Origin of the sequence: Streptomyces sp. NPDC058470 (assembly GCF_042721055.1) — a bacterium.
In the GTDB taxonomy this organism is placed as follows: Bacteria; Actinomycetota; Actinomycetes; order Streptomycetales; family Streptomycetaceae; genus Streptomyces.
Genome location: NZ_JBHXMF010000106.1, coordinates 1 through 18,302 on the forward strand (window position 1 = coordinate 1; position 18,302 = coordinate 18,302).

The 18,302-nt window shown below is 68.3% G+C and carries 15 protein-coding genes; 9 read left to right on the plus strand and 6 right to left on the minus strand.

The features are described 5' to 3' along the window. Positions 1-61: 61 nt before the first annotated feature. Positions 62-2,227 (plus strand): 3-hydroxyacyl-CoA dehydrogenase NAD-binding domain-containing protein, encoded by a 2,166-nt coding sequence (locus tag ACFWP7_RS41330; RefSeq protein ID WP_384393366.1) that lies wholly within the window; start codon positions 62-64, stop codon positions 2,225-2,227. 27 nt (positions 2,228-2,254) lie between these two features. Here ACFWP7_RS41330 and ACFWP7_RS41335 read toward each other — a convergent pair whose 3' ends face one another. The 3 genes from ACFWP7_RS41335 to ACFWP7_RS41345 all read right to left on the minus strand — a co-directional run bounded on the left by ACFWP7_RS41335 (position 2,255) and on the right by ACFWP7_RS41345 (position 4,844). Further along, positions 2,255-2,986, minus strand: coding sequence for a YoaK family protein (locus tag ACFWP7_RS41335; protein ID WP_384393369.1), 732 nt, complete (start codon positions 2,984-2,986; stop codon positions 2,255-2,257). A 122-nt stretch (positions 2,987-3,108) separates the two neighbouring features. Next, a complete protein-coding gene (locus ACFWP7_RS41340; protein ID WP_384393372.1) occupies positions 3,109-4,059 on the minus strand; it encodes a LysR family transcriptional regulator in 951 nt (316 codons plus the stop codon). 59 nt (positions 4,060-4,118) lie between these two features. Beyond that, on the minus strand, positions 4,119-4,844 hold the full coding sequence (locus ACFWP7_RS41345; RefSeq protein WP_384393375.1) for a TetR/AcrR family transcriptional regulator: 726 nt from the start codon (positions 4,842-4,844) through the stop codon (positions 4,119-4,121). Between the two features lie 172 nt (positions 4,845-5,016). Between ACFWP7_RS41345 and ACFWP7_RS41350 the strand changes: the two genes are divergently transcribed. Further along, positions 5,017-6,057: a phosphotransferase family protein gene (locus ACFWP7_RS41350; protein ID WP_384393377.1), complete on the plus strand. Its 1,041-nt coding sequence runs from the start codon at positions 5,017-5,019 to the stop codon at positions 6,055-6,057. Between the two features lie 83 nt (positions 6,058-6,140). On the opposite strand, the gene ACFWP7_RS41355 is transcribed toward ACFWP7_RS41350, so the two are convergent. Further along, the gene (locus ACFWP7_RS41355; RefSeq protein WP_384393380.1) at positions 6,141-7,319 is read right to left on the minus strand and encodes a DUF3500 domain-containing protein; all 1,179 of its coding nucleotides are present in this window, start codon (positions 7,317-7,319) and stop codon (positions 6,141-6,143) included. After that, on the minus strand, positions 7,309-8,475 hold the full coding sequence (locus tag ACFWP7_RS41360) for a zinc-binding dehydrogenase (RefSeq protein WP_384393383.1): 1,167 nt from the start codon (positions 8,473-8,475) through the stop codon (positions 7,309-7,311). Before ACFWP7_RS41360 ends, ACFWP7_RS41355 begins: the two co-directional genes overlap by 11 nt. Before the next feature lie 240 nt (positions 8,476-8,715). Here ACFWP7_RS41360 and ACFWP7_RS41365 point away from each other — a divergent pair, with 240 nt between their 5' ends. From ACFWP7_RS41365 to ACFWP7_RS41375, 3 genes are all read left to right on the plus strand, one after another. Then, on the plus strand, positions 8,716-9,501 hold the full coding sequence (locus tag ACFWP7_RS41365; RefSeq protein ID WP_384393386.1) for an SDR family oxidoreductase: 786 nt from the start codon (positions 8,716-8,718) through the stop codon (positions 9,499-9,501). 33 nt (positions 9,502-9,534) lie between these two features. Beyond that, positions 9,535-10,470 (plus strand): dihydrodipicolinate synthase family protein, encoded by a 936-nt coding sequence (locus ACFWP7_RS41370; protein ID WP_384393389.1) that lies wholly within the window; start codon positions 9,535-9,537, stop codon positions 10,468-10,470. A gap of 142 nt (positions 10,471-10,612) precedes the next feature. Continuing rightward, on the plus strand, positions 10,613-11,518 hold the full coding sequence (locus ACFWP7_RS41375; protein ID WP_384393391.1) for a LysR family transcriptional regulator: 906 nt from the start codon (positions 10,613-10,615) through the stop codon (positions 11,516-11,518). A 30-nt stretch (positions 11,519-11,548) separates the two neighbouring features. Here the strand turns inward: ACFWP7_RS41375 and ACFWP7_RS41380 are convergent, their stop codons facing one another. Next, the gene (locus ACFWP7_RS41380) at positions 11,549-12,268 is read right to left on the minus strand and encodes a TetR/AcrR family transcriptional regulator (RefSeq protein WP_384393393.1); all 720 of its coding nucleotides are present in this window, start codon (positions 12,266-12,268) and stop codon (positions 11,549-11,551) included. 91 nt (positions 12,269-12,359) lie between these two features. Between ACFWP7_RS41380 and ACFWP7_RS41385 the strand changes: the two genes are divergently transcribed. From ACFWP7_RS41385 to ACFWP7_RS41400, 4 genes are read left to right on the plus strand one after another with little or no spacing between them, the layout of a single operon-like run. Then, positions 12,360-13,424, plus strand: a complete 1,065-nt coding sequence (locus tag ACFWP7_RS41385; RefSeq protein ID WP_384393397.1) for a zinc-binding dehydrogenase — start codon at positions 12,360-12,362, stop codon at positions 13,422-13,424. Continuing rightward, complete coding sequence (locus ACFWP7_RS41390; protein WP_384393400.1) at positions 13,408-14,556, plus strand: FAD-dependent monooxygenase; 1,149 nt, start codon at positions 13,408-13,410, stop codon at positions 14,554-14,556. Before ACFWP7_RS41385 ends, ACFWP7_RS41390 begins: the two co-directional genes overlap by 17 nt. Continuing rightward, positions 14,553-16,355, plus strand: coding sequence for an alpha/beta fold hydrolase (locus ACFWP7_RS41395; protein ID WP_384393403.1), 1,803 nt, complete (start codon positions 14,553-14,555; stop codon positions 16,353-16,355). Before ACFWP7_RS41390 ends, ACFWP7_RS41395 begins: the two co-directional genes overlap by 4 nt. Before the next feature lie 16 nt (positions 16,356-16,371). Next, entirely contained in the window at positions 16,372-18,171 is a 1,800-nt protein-coding gene (locus tag ACFWP7_RS41400) for an AMP-dependent synthetase/ligase (RefSeq protein ID WP_384393406.1), read from the plus strand. The last annotated feature ends 131 nt before the right edge of the window (positions 18,172-18,302 follow it).

Consider the following 18,302-nt stretch of genomic DNA (forward strand, 5'->3'; position numbering starts at 1 on the left):
CCACCGAACCGCTCCGCCCCCGCGCCCCGACCGCGACCACCGAGACGAGAGACATCAAGCAATGACCGAGCAGAAGCACATCCGCTGGGAAGAGGACGCGGACGGCGTCGTCGTCCTCACGATGGACGCCCCCGGGCAGTCGGCCAACACCATGAACCGCGCGTTCATCGAGGACCTCGCCTTGGTCGTGGACCAGCTGGAGGCCGAGAAGGACACGGTCACCGGCGTGGTGATCACCTCCGCGAAGAAGACCTTCTTCGCGGGCGGCGACCTGACGGAACTCATCCGGGCGAGCCCCGAGGACGCCGCCGACGTGCTGGCGTTCGTCACCCGTATCAAGGGCCTGCTGCGCAGGCTGGAGACCCTCGGCAGGCCCGTCGTGGCGGCGATCAACGGCGCCGCGCTGGGCGGCGGTCTCGAGATCGCCCTGTCCTGCCACCACCGGATCGCGCTCGACGCGAAGGGCTCACAGATCGGTCTGCCCGAGGTCGGCCTGGGGCTGCTGCCGGGCGCGGGCGGTGTCGTACGCACCGTGCGGCTGCTCGGTATCACCGACGCCCTGCTCAACGTGCTTCTCCAGGGGCAGCGCCACAAGGTGCGCACCGCCCTGGACCTCGGGTTGCTGCACGAGGTCGTCGACACCCCCGAGGAACTCCTCGGCCGCGCCAAGGCCTGGATCGCCGACCACCCCGACGCCGTACAGCCGTGGGATGTCAAGGGCTACCGGATCCCCGGCGGCACCCCGTCGAACCCGAAGTTCGCCGCCAACCTCCCGGCCTTCCCCGCCAATCTGCGCAAGCAGCTGCGCGGTGCGCAGTACCCGGCGCCGCGCAACATCATGGCCGCCGCCGTCGAGGGTGCCCAGGTCGACCTCGAGACGGCCTTCCTCATCGAGGGCCGCTACTTCGTACAGCTGGTCACCGGTCAGATCTCGAAGAACATGACCAAGGCATTCTTCTTCGACCTCCAGCACATCGACAACGGCGGCAGCCGCCCCGAGGGATACGACACCTGGCGGGCGACGAAGGTGGGCGTGCTGGGCGCCGGGATGATGGGCGCCGGGATCGCGTACGTCTGCGCCCGCGGCGGCATGGACGTGGTTCTCAAGGACGTCTCCGCCGAGGCCGCGGACAAGGGCAAGGCCTACTCGGCCGGTCTGTTCGACAAGGCCGTCAGCCGGGGGCGGACCACCCGCGAGCAGGCCGATGAGATCCTCGCCCGGATCACACCGACGGCGCGGGCCGAGGATCTGCGCGGCTGCGACCTGGTCATCGAGGCGGTCTTCGAGAGCCCCGAACTCAAGCAGAAGGTCTTCCAGGAGATCGAGGACGTCGTGGAGCCCGGCACGCTGCTCGGCTCCAACACCTCGACGCTGCCCATCACCCAGCTCTCCGAGGGGGTCAAGGACCGGGAGAACTTCATCGGCCTGCACTTCTTCTCCCCCGTCGACAAGATGCCGCTCCTGGAGATCGTCGTCGGTGAGAACACCTCCGACGCCGCGCTCGCGAAGGCGCTCGACATCGCCCGGCAGATCAGGAAGACGCCCATCGTCGTCAACGACAGCCGGGGCTTCTTCACCAGCCGGGTGATCGGCAAGTTCCTGGACGAGGCCGTGGCCATGGTCGGCGAGGGCATCCACCCGGCCTCGGTCGAGCAGGCCGCGCTCCAGGCGGGATATCCGGCCCCGGCCCTGCAGCTGATGGACGAACTGACGCTGACCCTGCCCCGCAAGATCCGCCAGGAGACGATCGCCGGATTCGAAGCCGACGGCGGTACGTGGGTCACACACGGCTCCGAGGCGGTCGTCGACCGGTTGATCGACGACTACGACCGCAAGGGACGATCCAGCGGCGCCGGGTTCTACGCCTACGCGGACGGAAAGCGGACCGGCCTGTGGCCCGGGCTGATCGAGCACTTCACCGAGCCGGGCCACGAGATCCCCTTCGAGGACATGAAGGAGCGGATGCTCTTCGCCGAGGCCATCGACACCGTCAGCTGCTTCGAGGAGGGCGTGTTGCGCTCCGTCCCCGAGGCCAACATCGGGTCGATCTTCGGCATCGGGTTCCCAGGGTGGACGGGCGGCGTCATCCAGTACATCAACCAGTACGAGGGCGGCCCGGCCGGCTTCGTCGCCCGGGCGCGCGACCTCGCGGAGCGGTACGGCGAGCGTTTCGTTCCCCCCGCCTCGCTGGTCGAGAAGGCCGAGAAGGGCGAACTGTTCGGCTGAGCCCGGGTGCGCGGCGGTGCACCCGTGTCACAGCGGAGCTGTCCAGGGGCCGTCGGACCGGGTCAGTTTGAACGCGGCGACGGTGACTGCCGCGAGGAGCACGGAGGCGATCAGCAGGGGCAGGGCAGGGGCACCGTGCAGAGCGGCGGCGGCGCCGACGAGGGCGCCGGCGAGCATGGCGAGCGCGGAGAGGGTACGCCGTCCCGCCTTGCCACCGCTGCCTCCGGCGGCCCGGCTGTCGGAGGCGATGCCGGTGATGGTGAGGGTCAGCACGGTCGTGGTCAGGTCGGGGACGGCCAGGGCTCGGGATGTGGCGTTCTGAACGCCCAGAGCGAGCCCGAGGAGCGCGATCAGCCCGTACCGGACGACGCCCGTGTACGGGGCGCCGACGGTCTGGGCGATGACGTACGCGATCACGATCAGGAGGGTCTCCACCAGCAGCGCCTGGTGCAGCATCCGCCCGCGGTGGCGGGCCCGGTGCGCGACGCGGCCGCCGCACAGGGCGCCGACGGCGAAGGCGCCGAGCGCCACCAGCGGGGCGGCCAGCGAGAATCCGGCGGCGCCCACGATGGCGAAGCCGAAGAACACGACGTTACCGGTCATGTTGGCGACGAAGACATGCCCCAGCAGCAGATAGCTGAAGGCGTCCACCAGGCCGGTCACCACTGTCAGGGCGAGCATCAGCGGCGGCAGCGGACCGTGTCGGTCCCTCATGTCGGGGACCACGGTGGTCCATGCGTCCCGCAGTGCGACAGCCATGACGGAGCTCCGTTCAAGAGGCCCAGGAGCGCGACGTACTCCCGGTGGATCTCTTCCAGAGTCGGCCCGAACCCAGCTCAGGTCCAACATATGGATATGGGCTCAGCAATCTGTTCCACCGATCAATCAGGCGGGCGACGCTCGTCTACTACGTCCGTGTGTCGGTCCACGACGTCGAGGAACGCGGCGGCCGCCGGCGCCAGCCGCTTGCTGTCGTAGACCACGGAGACGTCGTGCACCGCTTCCGCGTCCGACAGACGGAGCGCCCGGGCGCCCTCGGGGAGAACGCCTTGAGGGTAGGGACCCAGGGGGGACCCTGCCGCGAAGACGGACCAGCGGGGTACGACGGTGACGCCGATCCCGCGTGCGGCCAGTCGGACCATGTCGTACACCTGGCCCACCTCGAAGTGCCGGCCAGGTTCCACGCCGGCCCGTGCGAAGGCGGCCTCGACCTGGCCGCGCAGTCCGGTGCCGCGAGCGAACTGGATGAGCTGGTGGCTCTCCGGCAGGTCGGCGAGGCCGATGACGTCCCGGTCCGCCAGGGAGTGGTCGTGCGGCACGATCACCATGAGCGGGTCGCTGCCCAGGAGCCGGTGATCGAGGCCGTCCGGCACCTCGTGCGAACCGAGGCCGACCACGGCGACGTCGAGACCTCCGGACAGAACCGCGGCGGTCATCTCGGAGCTGGGGGCGTTGGCGACGTCGAAGTCGATACCGGGATGGCGGGCGTGGTACTCGGCCATCACCTCGACCATGTCGATCGAGCCGACCAGCGTCTGGACCAGGCCCAGCCGCAGCCGCCCGCGACGCAGCCCCGCCAGCGCGTCGACAGCGGCCTGCGCGTTGTCCACGTCGGCCAGGATGCGTCGGGCCAGCGGTTCGAGCAGTTCACCGGCGGCCGTCAGTCGCACCGAACGACTCGTGCGGCTGAACAGCGCGGCGCCGACGGTCTTCTCCAGGCGGGCGATCTGCTGGCTGAGCGCGGACTGCGCGACGTAGCAGTTCGCAGCGGCCTGGGTGAAGTTGCGCGTCTCGGCGACGGCGAGGAAGTACTTCAGATGGCGCAGCTCCATCTCAATTACCGATCGGCCATGAACAAAACGATGTGCTGGACCGATTCATTGTGATGCCCTCACTCCGATTCCGCTTGTCGGATCTTTTCAAGTCCGTCGAGCAGCAGGTTCAGGCCGAACCGGAACTCCTCGCGCAGCGGCACGGAGGTCAACTCCTCGGCCACGGCTGTCGTCGCCGGGTATACGGCCGGATCCAGCGAGCGGTAGTAGTCCCGCAGCTGCGCCTCGTCCTCGGGGCGCGCGGCTCCCGGGCCGTGCTGCTGGATGGCGAAGCCGATCACGTAGTGGCCGATCGCGGTGAACGCGCGGGCGGCCAGGCCGACCGAGAACCCGTGGCTCAGGAGCAGTCCGAGAGTGCGCTCGCGGTTGAGAAGCCCGTTGGGGCCGACGGGAACCTGTGCCACCAGCAAGGACAGCGCCCCGGGATGTCTGCGCAGGGTTTCGTAGAAAGCCTCTGCGCCGGCTTCCGCCGCTTCGCGCCACGACGGACCGTCCAGCGCGCCAGGCGGAACGCGTACGTCGCCGAAGATCCGGTCGACCACATGGGTAAGCAGCTCGTCCTTGCCGCCGAAGTGCCGGTAGAGCGTGGCCGTGCCGGATTCCAGGGCGTCGGCGAGCATCCGCAGGGTCAGCGCGTGGACTCCGACTTCGTCGACGAGTTTCAGGGCCATGTCGATGATCCGGCCGGCATCCACGGGTGGCCGCCCACGACGGTAGGCGGGAGCGGGCGGGCGGCTCGCCCACCAGGCGGGGCTGCCGGGAACGGCAGGCACTTCTGAAGCCACGAAATCTTCCCTCCCATCGAGTCGCCGAGGGCCACCGAGAGCCACCGGAATCATCGAGACATTTACGGAGCCGACGTATCCACAATAGGTTTTTCGGTGCTAGCGTAGCCGTTATGTACTCCAGCACCGCTTCACAGCCGAAGCCGGGCAGCGTCAGGTGAACGCGACGCAGGTGGACCTTTCTCCCCTGGTACGGCTGGACAGGCTGGCGCCGGCCCTGGCCGCGGCCCTCCACGACGAGCGCTGGCTCCACCTCGAGGCGACGCTGCTGGCCGGCGGAAAGTCCAACCTCACGTTCGAGATCACGAGTGAGGCCGGCTCCGTCGTCCTGCGCCGGCCCCCGTCCGGGGCGCTCCTGCCCCGCGCACACGACATGGGACGCGAGGCGCGGGTCCAGCGGGCACTGAAGGACACGGCCGTCCCGGTCGCCGCCGTTCTCCTGGAGGACTTGGCCGGCGAACTGATCGGTGCACCGTTCTACGTGATGGAGAAGGTGCCCGGACACGTCATCCGCGCTTCTTTCCCGCCGGGGTACGCCGACACGGCCGCGGACCGAACCGCGCTCGCCGACGCTCTGGTCGACGTACTCGTCGCGCTGCACGCGGTCGGTCCCGCCGAGGTCGGCCTCGCGGACTTCGGCAGGCCGACGGGTTTCCTGGAACGGCAGGTACGGCGGTGGCAGGGACAGTGGGCGAAGTCGAAGACGCGTGACGTTCCCGCGCTCGATGAACTCGGCGCCGGTCTCGCAGCGGCGCTCGACAAGGTCGGCGTACCGAGGTCCTCGATCGTGCACGGCGACTTCCGGCTCGACAACTGCCTGCTGGACCGGGCCGATCCGGGCCACGTCGCCGCCGTGCTCGACTGGGAGCTCTCCACGCTCGGTGACCCCACGACGGATCTCGGGCTGCTGCTGTTCTACTGGCGCGAGGCGGGCGAGAGCGTGTCGCCGCTCACACCGACCGTGACGACCGGAACCGGTTTTCCGGGCCGGGCGTACCTCGCGGAGCGCTACGCGGCGGCGACCGGTGCCACCTTGGACCACCTCGCCTTCTACGAGGCCTTCGCCCACTTCAAGTTCGCCGTCATCGTGCAGGGGATCGCCGCCCGGGTCGCCGCCGGAGCCATGGCGGGACAGGACTTCGGAAACCTCGACGCCGAGGTGGTCCGGTGCGCCGAAGAGGGCATGGCACGGCTTGGACAGCAGGAACACTGAGAGATTTCGCCGCGCCCCGTGAAGGCGCGGAGGCGTGCGCCCACCTGGGGACTTCGTACGGGAAGCCGCACGGCCTGATCGTCCTAGTGGGCGGCGCGTGCCCGGTGCTCGGCGAGGATGTCGAGCCCGAAGTCGGAGGTCAGGTCCCGCCAGACGGAGTGGGCGTGATTCGCGCCGCGCTGGGTGTTGTCGTACTCGATGAGCACGTGGGGGCCTTGGACCCGGTAGTAGTGCGGCTCACCATCGTCCGTACTGCCCGCCCAGCCGAAATGCACCTCGTCGAGCACGGACTCGGTCGCGTAGTGCGCGGCGTACGCGTCGGCGAGTGTCTCCGGAGCCCGGCCGGTGTACAGAGCGAGCAGCCGCCGTAGACCCCCACGCTGGTCGGCGTCCATGTCCCTGGCTCCGAGCCCCTTCGGCGAGCGGGAGATCGCCAGAGCGGCATGGTCCCTTTCGGTGTACCCGCTGCCTTCCTCCGCGCGCCGGTCGATGTCGTCGACGAGGTCCGCGAGGCTCGGGTCGGCGAACCGTCCACGCCACAGGTCCTGCATGTGCATCATGGTGTCGCCATGGGCGACAGTCGGCCTGTTGCCGGACACGATGTCGGACACGGCGCGTTCATGGAGCAACGCCCGCTGACGCTGCCTGGCACCAAGGGACGCGACCAACTGCCGGGCCGCATGCTCCAGTCCGTGAAGGGGGCGCAACGATCCGCCCAGGAGTGCGGTCTGCGCGGGGTCGGCGCCCACGAAGCACGGCGTCGTCGACACGACCCTGCCCGCGACGATCAGGTTGTTCAGGGAAATGTGGTGGCCGCCGAATCGCCATGCCCAGACTCGATCGCCGGGTCGGCCGAAGAGTCTGAGCCAGTACAGCCCCGGGTCGCGGCCCCGCTGCCGGCCCCAGCCGACCTGCCAGCCTTCGACCTGGTCCAGGATGTTCTCCAGACCCATCACCGTCGCGACCGTGGCGAATCCCGCCTCGGACAGTCCGGAGGCCACCAGCTGCATGGCGAGGCTCTCCTGACGGGGCGTCTGATCCCGGATGGCGAGACCGCCGTGATCGGTCGGCGTGTAGAACCACTTCAGTCGCTCGGCCTCCGCCCCCGGCGTCAGGGGGGAGCCGTGCTGGGCGACGGTCACCTGCTCCGGCGTCAGGGAGCACAGCCACGCTGCCGCCGCGGCGGTCATGGCCGCGGCCACCCGTTCGCGCCCCTGGTCCCTGGCACCGGGCACCGGCCTCGACGGGCTCTCAGCCGACACGGGACCGTTCCGTGTCCGCAGGCACCACGTCGTTCCCGGGCGCCCTGTCATGAGGCACCGCCTCCCCGAGCGCCCTGTCCTCCGACACGTCCAGCATCACCTTGATGGCATTGCCTCTGCGCTCCGCGTAGGTATCGAAGGCTTCCGCGACATCCTCGAGACCGAAATGGTGGGTCACCAGCTCGGCGGTGCGGAGCCGGCCGCGGCCCGCCAGTGAGACCGCTCTGGCCACCGAGCCGGCCCCCTCGCCCCGGACCGTCTGGATGGAGATGCCGTTCATCACGGCATGGTTGAGGTCGGCCGTGACCGGCCGGTCGAAGAAGCCCACGAGCACGACCTTGCCGGAGCGCCTGGCCATGCGCAGCGCGTCGTCGACCGCGCTCGGGGCCCCCGAACATTCCAGGACGATGTCGGCACCCTGTCCCCCGGTTGCGTTGCGGACCGCCAGGACGGCGTCCTCGTCACGGGAGTTGACCGTCAGGTCGGCGCCGAATTTCCTGCCGATCTCCAGCCGGGCATCCCGCGTCCCGGTCAGAACGACCACCTCGGCCCCGAGTTCACGGGCCACTTGCGCTCCCAACAGTCCGATGGGGCCCGGGCCGATCACCGCGACGCTCGCGCCGACGATCAGCGAGCCGAGCACATCGAGGGCGTGCATGACGGTGCCGACCGTGGTGAGGACCACTGCCGAGTCGAAGTCGACGGAGTCCGGGAGCCGGTACAGGGTGGACACATGGTTGAGCGCATATTCGGCGAAGCCGCCGTTGACGGTCATCCCCTGCACCCGATGGCCCTTGCGGCGGTTTCCGTAGTTGAGGCAGTCCGTATACGCCCCGGCCAGGCAGTTGGCACACCGCATACAGCCCCGGTGGGCCTCGGTGACCACGCGATCGCCGACCTGGAACTCGTCGACCGCGCTCCCGACGGCCGCGACCACTCCCGCGTACTCGTGGCCGGGTACGAACTGATCGGAGGCGGGTCTGCCGTCGCCGAAGAACCTATGGCTGCGAATCTTGAGGTCCGTTCCGCACAGCGATGCCCTTCGGACGTGTACGAGAACGTCCTCGGGCCCGACCTGTGGAAGGGGCAGCCTGCTGGTCCTGATGACCCCCGGCCCGCCCAGCACCGCGGCCAGCATTGACTCCGGCAAGGACATGACGTGGCTCCCTTCATGCCCCGGCGGGCATCTCCGCAAGTCTTGGTGAGCTGGGCAATTCTGTCCAAGAGGTTTCCTTGCCGACTCGTATAGGCACTTCCTATACGAGTCGCATAAGTACTGCCTATCGGCGGTGTGGAAAATTCTTATTGGTACCCGAACGACCGTTGTGCCACAGTCACTGAATCAGGCATTCGCCGAGCGGTCGGGAAACTGATCCGCCATGTGAGGAGCAGCGCTGTGGATCTGGGGATTGCCGGCAGGACCGCGCTTGTGCTGGGCGGAGGGGGCGGCATCGGAGGTGCGATTGCCCAGATGCTCGCGGAAGAGGGGGCCAAGGTGGCGGTCGCGGACATAAACGCTGATGCCGCCAAACTTCGTGCCGAGACCATCATCGACGCGGGCAGACAGGCGTTGGCCCTGGAATGGGATCTCGGAGAACTCGGCGCCATCGAGGGCAATACGAGAGCGATCGAGGAATCCCTCGGACCGGTCGACATCCTTGTGAACAATACGGGCGGACCGCCACCGTCACCCGTTCTCGGCCAGGATCCCACGGTATGGATCAACTACTTCCAGTCCATGGTCCTCTCCGTGATCGCGATCACCGACAGTGTCGTACCCGGCATGCGGAGCCGGGGCTGGGGGCGCGTCATCACCAGCACCAGCTCCGGTGTCATCGCGCCCATCCCGAACCTGGGCCTGTCGAACGCCCTCCGCGCCGGCCTCCTCGGCTGGTCCAAGACCTTGGCCCGGGAGGTCGCGGCCGACGGTGTGACGTGCAACGTCGTCGTGCCGGGAAGAATAGGGACACAGCGAACTGAGTTTCTTGACCGCGCCAAGGCCGAACGCGAAGGAAAGACCGTCGAGCAGGTCTCGGCGGCGAGCCTCGCGACGATTCCGGCAGGCCGCTACGGAAATCCACGCGAATACGCCTCCATGGTCGCCTTTCTCGCGAGTGCCCCGGCCTCCTATGTAACCGGTTCGCTGGTGCGGGTCGACGGTGGCCTCATTGCGAGCCTTTGATCCTCAATACACTGCCGTAAGGGAGTCCGGACCATGGTGCTGCTGACCCGCGAGGCGAAAGGTGTTTTCGCCATTGTGCCGACTCCTTTCGACAGTGAAGGGAGCGTCGACTTCGACTCGCTCAGTCGACTTGTGAACTTCTATGAATCGGCTGGTGTCTCCGGTCTGACGCTGCTCGGACAGATGGGCGAAGCGCCCAAACTGACTCACGGCGAAGCGGTGCGGATAGTCACCCATGTCCTGAAAAGGACCAGTCTTCCCGTTGTCGTCGGAGTGTCCGCTCCCGGATACGCAGCCATGGGCACACTCACTTCGGACGTCATGGCGGCCGGAGCGGCCGGCGTCATGGCTGCCCCGCCGAACACGCTCCGAACCGATGACCAGATCGTGGCCTATTACCAAGGCATCACCGAGGAAATCGGCGAGGAAGTTCCTCTGGTGATCCAGGACTATCCGCTGTCCTTCTCCGTGGTCATGACTCCCTCGGTCATCGCGCGCATCGCACGCAACGCACCGGGTTGCGTCATGCTCAAGCACGAGGACTGGCCGGGCCTGGAGAAGATCAGTACCCTGCGACGGCTCGAAGCTGCCGGGGACATGCCGCGGCTGTCGATCCTGTGCGGCAACGGCGGGCTCTTCCTGGACTTCGAGACCGAGCGTGGCGCGGACGGTGCGATGACGGGTTACTGCTTCCCGGAAATGCTCGTGGAAGTGGTCCGGCGCACGGCGGCAGGAGACCGCGATTCCGCTCACGACATCTTCGACGCGCACCTGCCGCTGCTGCGATACGAGCAGCAGCCGGGAATCGGTCTGGCGGTGCGCAAATACGTCATGAAGCGGCGCGGACTGCTCACGTCCGACAGCCAGCGCAGCCCGGCACCGGTCCTGTCGGCCACAGCGCGGGAAGAGGTGGACTATCTGCTGTCACGACTGGCACGCGAGGACAGCAGCATCTCCATCACCGTATAAGCCCGAGAAGCCGGAGAAGGGGACCCGCCGTCCATAGGCTCGCTCACTGGGCTGCGCATCCCTCAGATCGGCAGGTCGATGACCGCACACCACCGCAGTCACGGCTGTTCCGGGCAGGCCTCGTGTCAGGTAGCTTGACGGCATGCAGCTGCGCCAGCTGGAATATTTCCTCGCCATCTGGGAGAGCGGTTCGTTCAGCGGAGCCGCAACCAGGCTTTACGTCACCCAGCCGTCGTTGTCGCAGCAGATCCGCATTCTGGAGAAGGAACTCGGCTCCGCACTCCTCGAACGAGGCCGCCACGGCGTAACCCTGACTCCTGCGGGCAGGGCCTTCCTGCCGCAGGCGCAACGCGTGGTCCAGGCAGCCCAGGATGCCAAGGACGCGGTTCGCCAGGTGACCGAAGGCCGCAGGGGCGATGTGCATGTGCTCACCGTGCGGTCAGTGGCGTCCGGTGTGCTGCCCCCGTCCGCTGCCCGGTGGCACTCCCTGTTCCCCACGACGGTCCTCCGCCTGCATGACTTCTCACACCGTCGCGACCTGGAGGAAGCCGCTCGCAGCGGGCAGGGCGACCTGGCCGTCGGGCCGCGGCCTCCGGCCTGGGACGGGCCGGCTGTCTCGCTCGGTTACGAGCAGATGGTGGTCGTCGGACCGAACGAACACGAGAGCGGCGCGGCCGCGGAACCGGCTGAGCTCGCGTCGGCCGACTGGGTGCTGTACGAGCCCGAGCAGGGCATGAGCGAGGTCGTCGACTGGGTGACGACCGGCCTCGGCTTCGCTCCTCGGGCGGTTGCCCGGACCGGCCAGGTGTCCGCGGCCCTGCAGTTCGCCATCGAGGGCATCGGAATGGCGGTGGCTCCGGAGAACGCCGTGCCCAGTGCCTGGTCGAAACATGCGCGGAGGATCGGCTCCGGCTATTTCCGCGAACTCGTGGCCTTCAGCCGGAAGCAGCCGTCCCGGCTTGCGGAGGAGTATCGAACGATGCTCACTTCGGCGGAGCTGCCGCTGCTTGCCGGACATGAACTGCCACCGGACGCGCTCTGCTGCTGAGTTGTCCGTGAAGGCGGCTGTCCCGGCTTGTCACGTCGCCTTCCTGACGTGCTCCAGACCGTCGAGAAGAAGGTCGAGTCCGAATCGGAACTCCTCGCGCAGAGGGACACCGGTGAGTTCCTCCGCGGCGGCCGCCGTGGCCGGGTATGCGGCCGGGTCGAGGGACCGGTAGAAATCGAGCAGCTGCGGCCGGTCTTCGGGGCGCGCTGCTCCCGGGCCGTGCTGCTGGATGGCGAAGCCGACCACATAGTGGCCGATCGCGGTGAACGCGCGGGCGGCGAGATCGACGGAGAAGCCGAAGGCAAGGAGGAGTCCGATGATGCGCTCCCGGTTGCGCAGCCCGTTCGGACCGACGGGCACCTGCTCCACCAACAGGGGAAGCGCATGGGGATGCCTGCACAAGGTGTCATAGAAAGCCTCGGCCCCCGCCACGGTGGCTTCTCGCCAGGTCAGCCCTTCCAGTGACGCCGGATCCACGCGCACATCGCCCAGTATCCGGTCCACCACATGGGCCAGCAGCTCGTCCTTGCTGGCGAAATGGCGGTAGAGAGTGGCCGTACCCGACCCCAGGGCGTCGGCCAGCATCCGCAGGGTCAGCGCCTGGACGCCCACTTCGTCGACGAGTTGCAGCGCCATGTCGACGACCTTGCCGACGTCCACCGGCGGCCTCCCGCGCCGGTGGACGGGGGTCGGCGGGCGGCTCGCCCACCAGGCCGGACTGCCCGGAACGGCAGATGCCTCTGCGGCCATGGAATCTTCCCCCAATCTCTCCATACGATCTCGACCACAATTACGGAGTCCACGTAGCCGTAACGCAGTTTTCGGTGCTAGCGTAGCCGTTATGACCTCCAGCACCACACCCACGATTCCGAGTCACATGCGCTCGGCCCAGGCCGAACGGTTCGGCGCAGCTCAGGACGTCTTCCAAGTGGTCGACGACGCGCCGACCCCCACGCCGGGCGTGGACGAAGTCCTTGTACGGCAGCGTGCCACCTCGGTCAATCCGATCGACTGCCGCAGACGGGGCGGGTACGGCCAGAAGCTGATGAAGCTGCGCGGGCTCACCGGGTTTCCGCTCGTCCTGGGGAACGACATCTCCGGGGACGTCGTGGCAGTCGGCTCCGGGGTCACCGGGCTGAAGAGCGGAGACGCCGTTTTCGGCGCGATGAGGCCCGCGCCGCAGGGGACGTACTCCGAATACTGCGTCGTCAAGGCCGACGATGTCGTGGCCAAGCCCGAAGGGCTGTCCTACCGCGAGGCCGCCGCGCTGCCCTACGCCTTCCTGTCCGCGTGGGCCGCGTTGAAGGACGCCGGGTTCCGGCCGGAGAACGCTGCCGGAAAGCGGGTGTTCCTCCAGGGCGGGTCGGGTGGCACGGGTGTGGTCACCCTGCAGATCTGCAAGGCGCTGGGCGCCCATGTGGCCACCACGGCCGGCCCCGCGGGCATCGAACTGTGCGAGAGCCTCGGCGCGGACCAGGTGATCAACTACCGGACGCAGGACTTCGCGGAGCAACTGCGCGACTTCGACTTCGCCGTCTGCATGGCCGACGACGCCGAGGAGCGGAAGATGCTCGGCATCCTGCGCCGCGGCCCGGGGGCCGGCTACGGCACGCTCGTGCATCCGCTGATGCGCTTCGTCGACGAGAGGGGCCTCTTTCTCGGTGGCGTTCAGGCCGTTGCGACCCTCTTGGGCCGACGCCTCCGGGAGGCTCTGAGCCGCCGGAGTTACGGCTGGAGCCTGTTCGGTCCCGACCGCGCCGCACTGGAGCTGCTGGCCCGCCTGGCCGCCGAGGGCAAGGTGCGCGCCGTCATCGACAAGACGTATCCGCTGAGCGAGATCGCGGCGGCTCAGGAGTACGTCGAACGTGGACGTTCTAAGGGGAAAGTCGTTGTCGACATCGCATGATCACGTACTGATCGCCGGAGGGGGTGTCGGTGGTCTGACCACCGCTGTGGCCCTCCAGCGTCGCGGCATCCCGTGGACGCTCATCGAGGCGGCGCCCCGGCCCACCGCGATCAACACGAGCATCCTCCTGCAGCCCAACACCGTGCAGGTGCTCAGCGAGCTGAACCTCGGCCGCCAGGTGACCGAGAAGGGGCGCAGGGTCGCCCACACCTCGATCATGTCGGTCACCGGCAAGGTCCTCACCGAGGTGCGGGCCGAGGACGTGGAGGGGACAGTCGGCTCCCCCGCCCTCGGGATCCACCGCGCCGACCTCCACGAGGTGCTCCTCTCCGAGCTCGGCGACGGCAACCTGCTCACCGGTGACCCCGTGATCGGATTCGAGACGGACGCCGACGGAGTGGTGGTACACCTGCGCTCCGGCGAGCGGGTGCGGGGGCGCGGTCTGGTCGCCGCGGACGGCATCGACTCCCTGATCCGGGCGCGCCTGCACGGCGACTCGTCGGCCGTGGGCTCGGGGACGACCTGCCTGCGCGGGGTCACCGAGGTGTCGGCGGACCGGCCCGACGAGGTTCTCGAATGGTGGGGCTACCGAATGCAGTTCGGGATCATTCCACTGCGCGACGGACGCAGCTCCTGGTTCGCGCTGATCCCCACGCCGGCTCGCCCGGTGCGGGACCCGGTGGACCGTCTCAGGTTCTATCAAGTGCTCTACCGCGAATTCCCGGCTCAGGCACGGGACTTGCTGGCGGCCACCGAGCCGAAGGACACCATCGAGGTCGAGCTGCGGCAGCGAGAGTGGCGCGGCGGCTCCGGCATCGTGACCCTGCTGGGCGATGCCTCACATCCGATGCTGCCCAACCTCGGGCAGGGAGCCGGTCAGGCCATCGAGGACGCCGCGGTGGTGGCGCGCCGGCTGGCCGGGACCGCTTCGGTGGCCGATGCCTTCCGGGCCTTCGAAGAGGAACGTCGCGCGCGGGTCGAGTGGATCCAGCGCCAGGCGGTTCGCATGAATCAACTCGCTTCCGTGCCCTCAGGGCCGCTCAGCACCGCACGGGACGCCGTGCTGCGTGGCCTGCCTGCCCGCATTGAGCACACCTCGGTGATGCGCATGTTCGACGGAGCCCACACATGACAGCTTCCGAGACCCACAGCGATCCCTATGTCGACGAGGAATCCCGTTTCACCTGGATCGACGGAGTGCGGGTGCACTTCAAACGAGAGGGCAGCGGTCCCCCGCTTCTCCTGCTGCACGGCAGCGGTTCCTCACTCCAGGCCTTCGACCCCATCGTCGCCGACCTCAAGACCTCCTGTGAGGTCATCAGGCTCGACCTGCCGGCCTTCGGCCTGACCGGCCCCCGCCCCGACCGGGACTACCGCATCGAGGCCTACGTGTCCTTCGTCGCGGAGTTCCTCTCCGGCCTGGGCCTCGACAAACTGAACGTGGCAGGGAATTCGCTGGGCGGAAACATCGCCTGGAACCTGGCGGTCGAGCACCCGCAGTTGGTGCAGCGGCTGATCCTGATGAACGCCACCGGATATCCCGAGAAGTCCCTGCCGACGGCGCTGAAGATGGCCCGCAATCCCCTGCTGCGCCCGCTGCTTCGCCGGTGGGCGCCGAGCGGGGCGGCCGAGCAGAACCTGCGTTCCTCCGTCGGCCCGCTCATGGTCGTGGACCAGCCCCTGGTCGACCGGGTCACGGCGATGATGAACCGGCCGGGCAACCGGTCGGCCTTCATCGATTTCGCCAACACCGACCAGGCGGACCGCTCCGGTCACATCACGGAGATCGCCGCCCCGACATTGGTCCTGCGCGGCGACCTGATCGACGGCCAGCACTTCCACCGGGACATCCCCGGAAGTCACGAAGTGGTCCTCGCGGGTGTCGGGCACCTCATGCCCGAAGAGGCCCCCGCTGAAGTCGGCGAAGCCATCCGTTCACATCTGGGCTTCCCTCCCCGACCACCCAGGAATGAGTCCCGCCCCTTCTCAGGAACGAGCCCCGCACCCTCCCAGGAATTGAGTTCCGCCATGCCCAAGATCTACCGAGCCAGGGGCGAGAACCTCCCCCTGAACCCGGACACCCGCAGCCGTCTGCGGGGAAGCTTCGTCGAGCTGTCCGACGGCATCACGCACTACGAACTCACCGGACCCGACGACGGTGAACTGGTCTTCCTCCTCGGGGGTCTCACCGTCCCGCTGTTCTACTGGGACGGCGTCGTCGAACATCTGCACCGCCGCGGGCTGCGCACCCTGACCTACAGTGCCTACGGCCGCGGCTACTCGGACCGCGTCGCGGGGCCCTACGACCGTGAACTGTTCGTGCGGCAGGCACACGACCTGGTCAAGGCCCTCGACGTACCGAAGTCCTGGCACACCGTCGGCTCCTCCATGGGCGCGCTCACCGCCCTGGCCCTGCTGCAGCGCACCCACGAACAGACGACATCGCTGACCCTGTTGGGCCCGGCGGGATTCACCGAGGGCGACCCCCCGCCCGTACGGCTGGCCACCACGCCGAACGTCGGCCCGTTCCTCGGCAAACACCTCGGCCAATTCCTGCTGCGCGGGCACCTGTCCCACAACGTCCGCACCCCCGCACAGGTACGGGCCCTCACCGACATGGTGTGCGACACCTACCGCTGCGAGGGCTCGATGTACGCCCTCCTCGCCACGCTGCGCGACTACGACTTCCACCGCCAGCAGGATCTCTACCGGCAGGCCGGGCTGCTCGGCACACCCACCCTGCTCCTGTGGGGCGAGGAGGACCAGGTCACCCCGGTCGGCAAACTTCCTGAGGTCAAAGCCCTGTTGAACCCGCAGCTCAGCCAAGTCATCGCCGGATGCGGGCACATGGTGCCCTTCGAGTACCCGGAGAAGACCGCAGTCGACATGGCCGACTTCTTCGCAGGGATCCAGCGCACTCCCACCCCCTGACAGAACGAGGAACAGCATGGAGAACACAACGATGTGCGCTCTGATGCAGCAGACCATCTCCGAGCACGGGGACGCGGTGGCGCTGCGGGACGCCGACAACAAGTCGGTACTGACCTGGCGCGAGTACGGCGAACGCGTCGAGGCAGTGGCTCGCGGGCTGGCCGCCCGAGGGGTCGAGCGGGGCGACACGGTGGCGCTGATGCTCACCAACCGGCCCGAGTTCCACATAGTCGACGCGGCCGTCATGCACCTGGGCGCCATCCCCTACTCGGTCTACAACACCAGCAGCGCCGAGCAGATCTCCTATCTGTTCGCCAACGCCGGCAACAGGCTCGTGGTGTGCGAGGAGCAGTTTCTGAGCACCGCGCGGACAGCTGCCGAGGGCTCGTCCGTCGAGACGTTCGTGTGCGTGAACATCGATCCAGCCGCAGCCGCAGCGGGCCAGGACGTCGGTGGCCCGGTCCTGTCACTGGCCGACCTCGAGACGTCAGGCACCGACGACTTCGACTTCCGTGGCGCCTGGTCCCGCGTGTCCCCCCAGGACGTGCTCACCCTGATCTACACATCGGGAACCACCGGACCGCCCAAGGGTGTTGAGCTCACCCACGCCAACCTCATCTATGTGCTGACGCAGCTTCCCAAGGTCCTGGCCGAATCCACCGGCGGCCGCGTCATCTCGTATCTGCCGGACGCGCACATCGTCAACCGGTTCAGTGCCCACTACGCGCCCATGATGTTCCACACCACCACGGTCACCCTCAACGAACCCAAGCGGCTGCTGGAGGTCCTGCAGCAGGTGCGCCCGACCGAGTTCGTCGGCGTACCGATGCTGTGGTACCGCTTCATCGGATCGATCCAGGCCGGCCTGGATCAGCAGTCGGGGCTCAAGGGCGCCCTCGCCCGCTGGGCGCTGCGTACCGGCACGGCCCGGGCGCTGGCCACCTCGCCGGGGCGCGAACGCCCGCTCCGGTCCCGGCTTCCCGAACTGGTCGCGGACCGCCTTGTGCTCGCCAGGAGACGAGGGCAGATCGGGCTGGACCGGGCCGTCAGCGTCGTCACCGGTTCCGCCCCGCTGGATCAGGACGCGATGGTCTTCCTCTTCGCGCTGGGCCTGCCGGTCAGCGAGGCCTGGGGCATGTCCGAGACCACCGGTGTCACCACCCTCAACACCGCGTCGAGGCCGCGCCTCGGCACCGTCGGGACTCCCTTGCCAGGCACGGAGATCCAGGTGGCCGAAGACGGCGAGATCCTGGTCCGCAGCCCCGCACTCATGAAGGGGTACCGCGGCGACCCCGCCAGGACGTCGGAGACCGTCGACTCCGACGGCTGGATCCACACAGGGGACGTCGGCAGCGTCGACGCGGACGGTTACGTGACCATCGTCGACCGCAAGAAGGAACTGATCATCAACGCCTCGGGCAAGAACATGTCGCCCGCCAATATCGAGAACGTTCTGCAGACCGCCTGCCCGCTCGTCGCGGCCGCCGTCGCGATAGGCGACCGCCGTCCCCATGTCAGCGCGCTGTTGGTCCTCGACCTGGAAGCCGCCCAGGCCTTCGCGGTTCAGCGCGGCCTGGACGATACGTCCGTTGCCGCCCTGGCCGTGTCCCCGGAGGTGAGGGCCGCCGTACAGCAGGGCGTTGATGCCGCCAACGCGCGTCTCTCCCGTGTCGAGCACATCCGCTCGTGGACCATCCTGCCGCACGCCTGGGAACCGGGGGGCGACGAGCTGACGCCCACCCTGAAGCTCAGGCGCCGCTCCATCACCACCAAGTACGCCGCCGAGATCGAGAGGCTCTACAAGACACGTGACTAGCGGCCATTGACCGGGAGGGCGGATCGGGAGAGCGGCACACCCCACACCCCCAACGCGGTGCCGGGCCGGCGGGGGTGGGTGAGGGGGGGGGGGAGAAAAAGGTGTTACCCACGCCCGGAACCCGCGCGCCC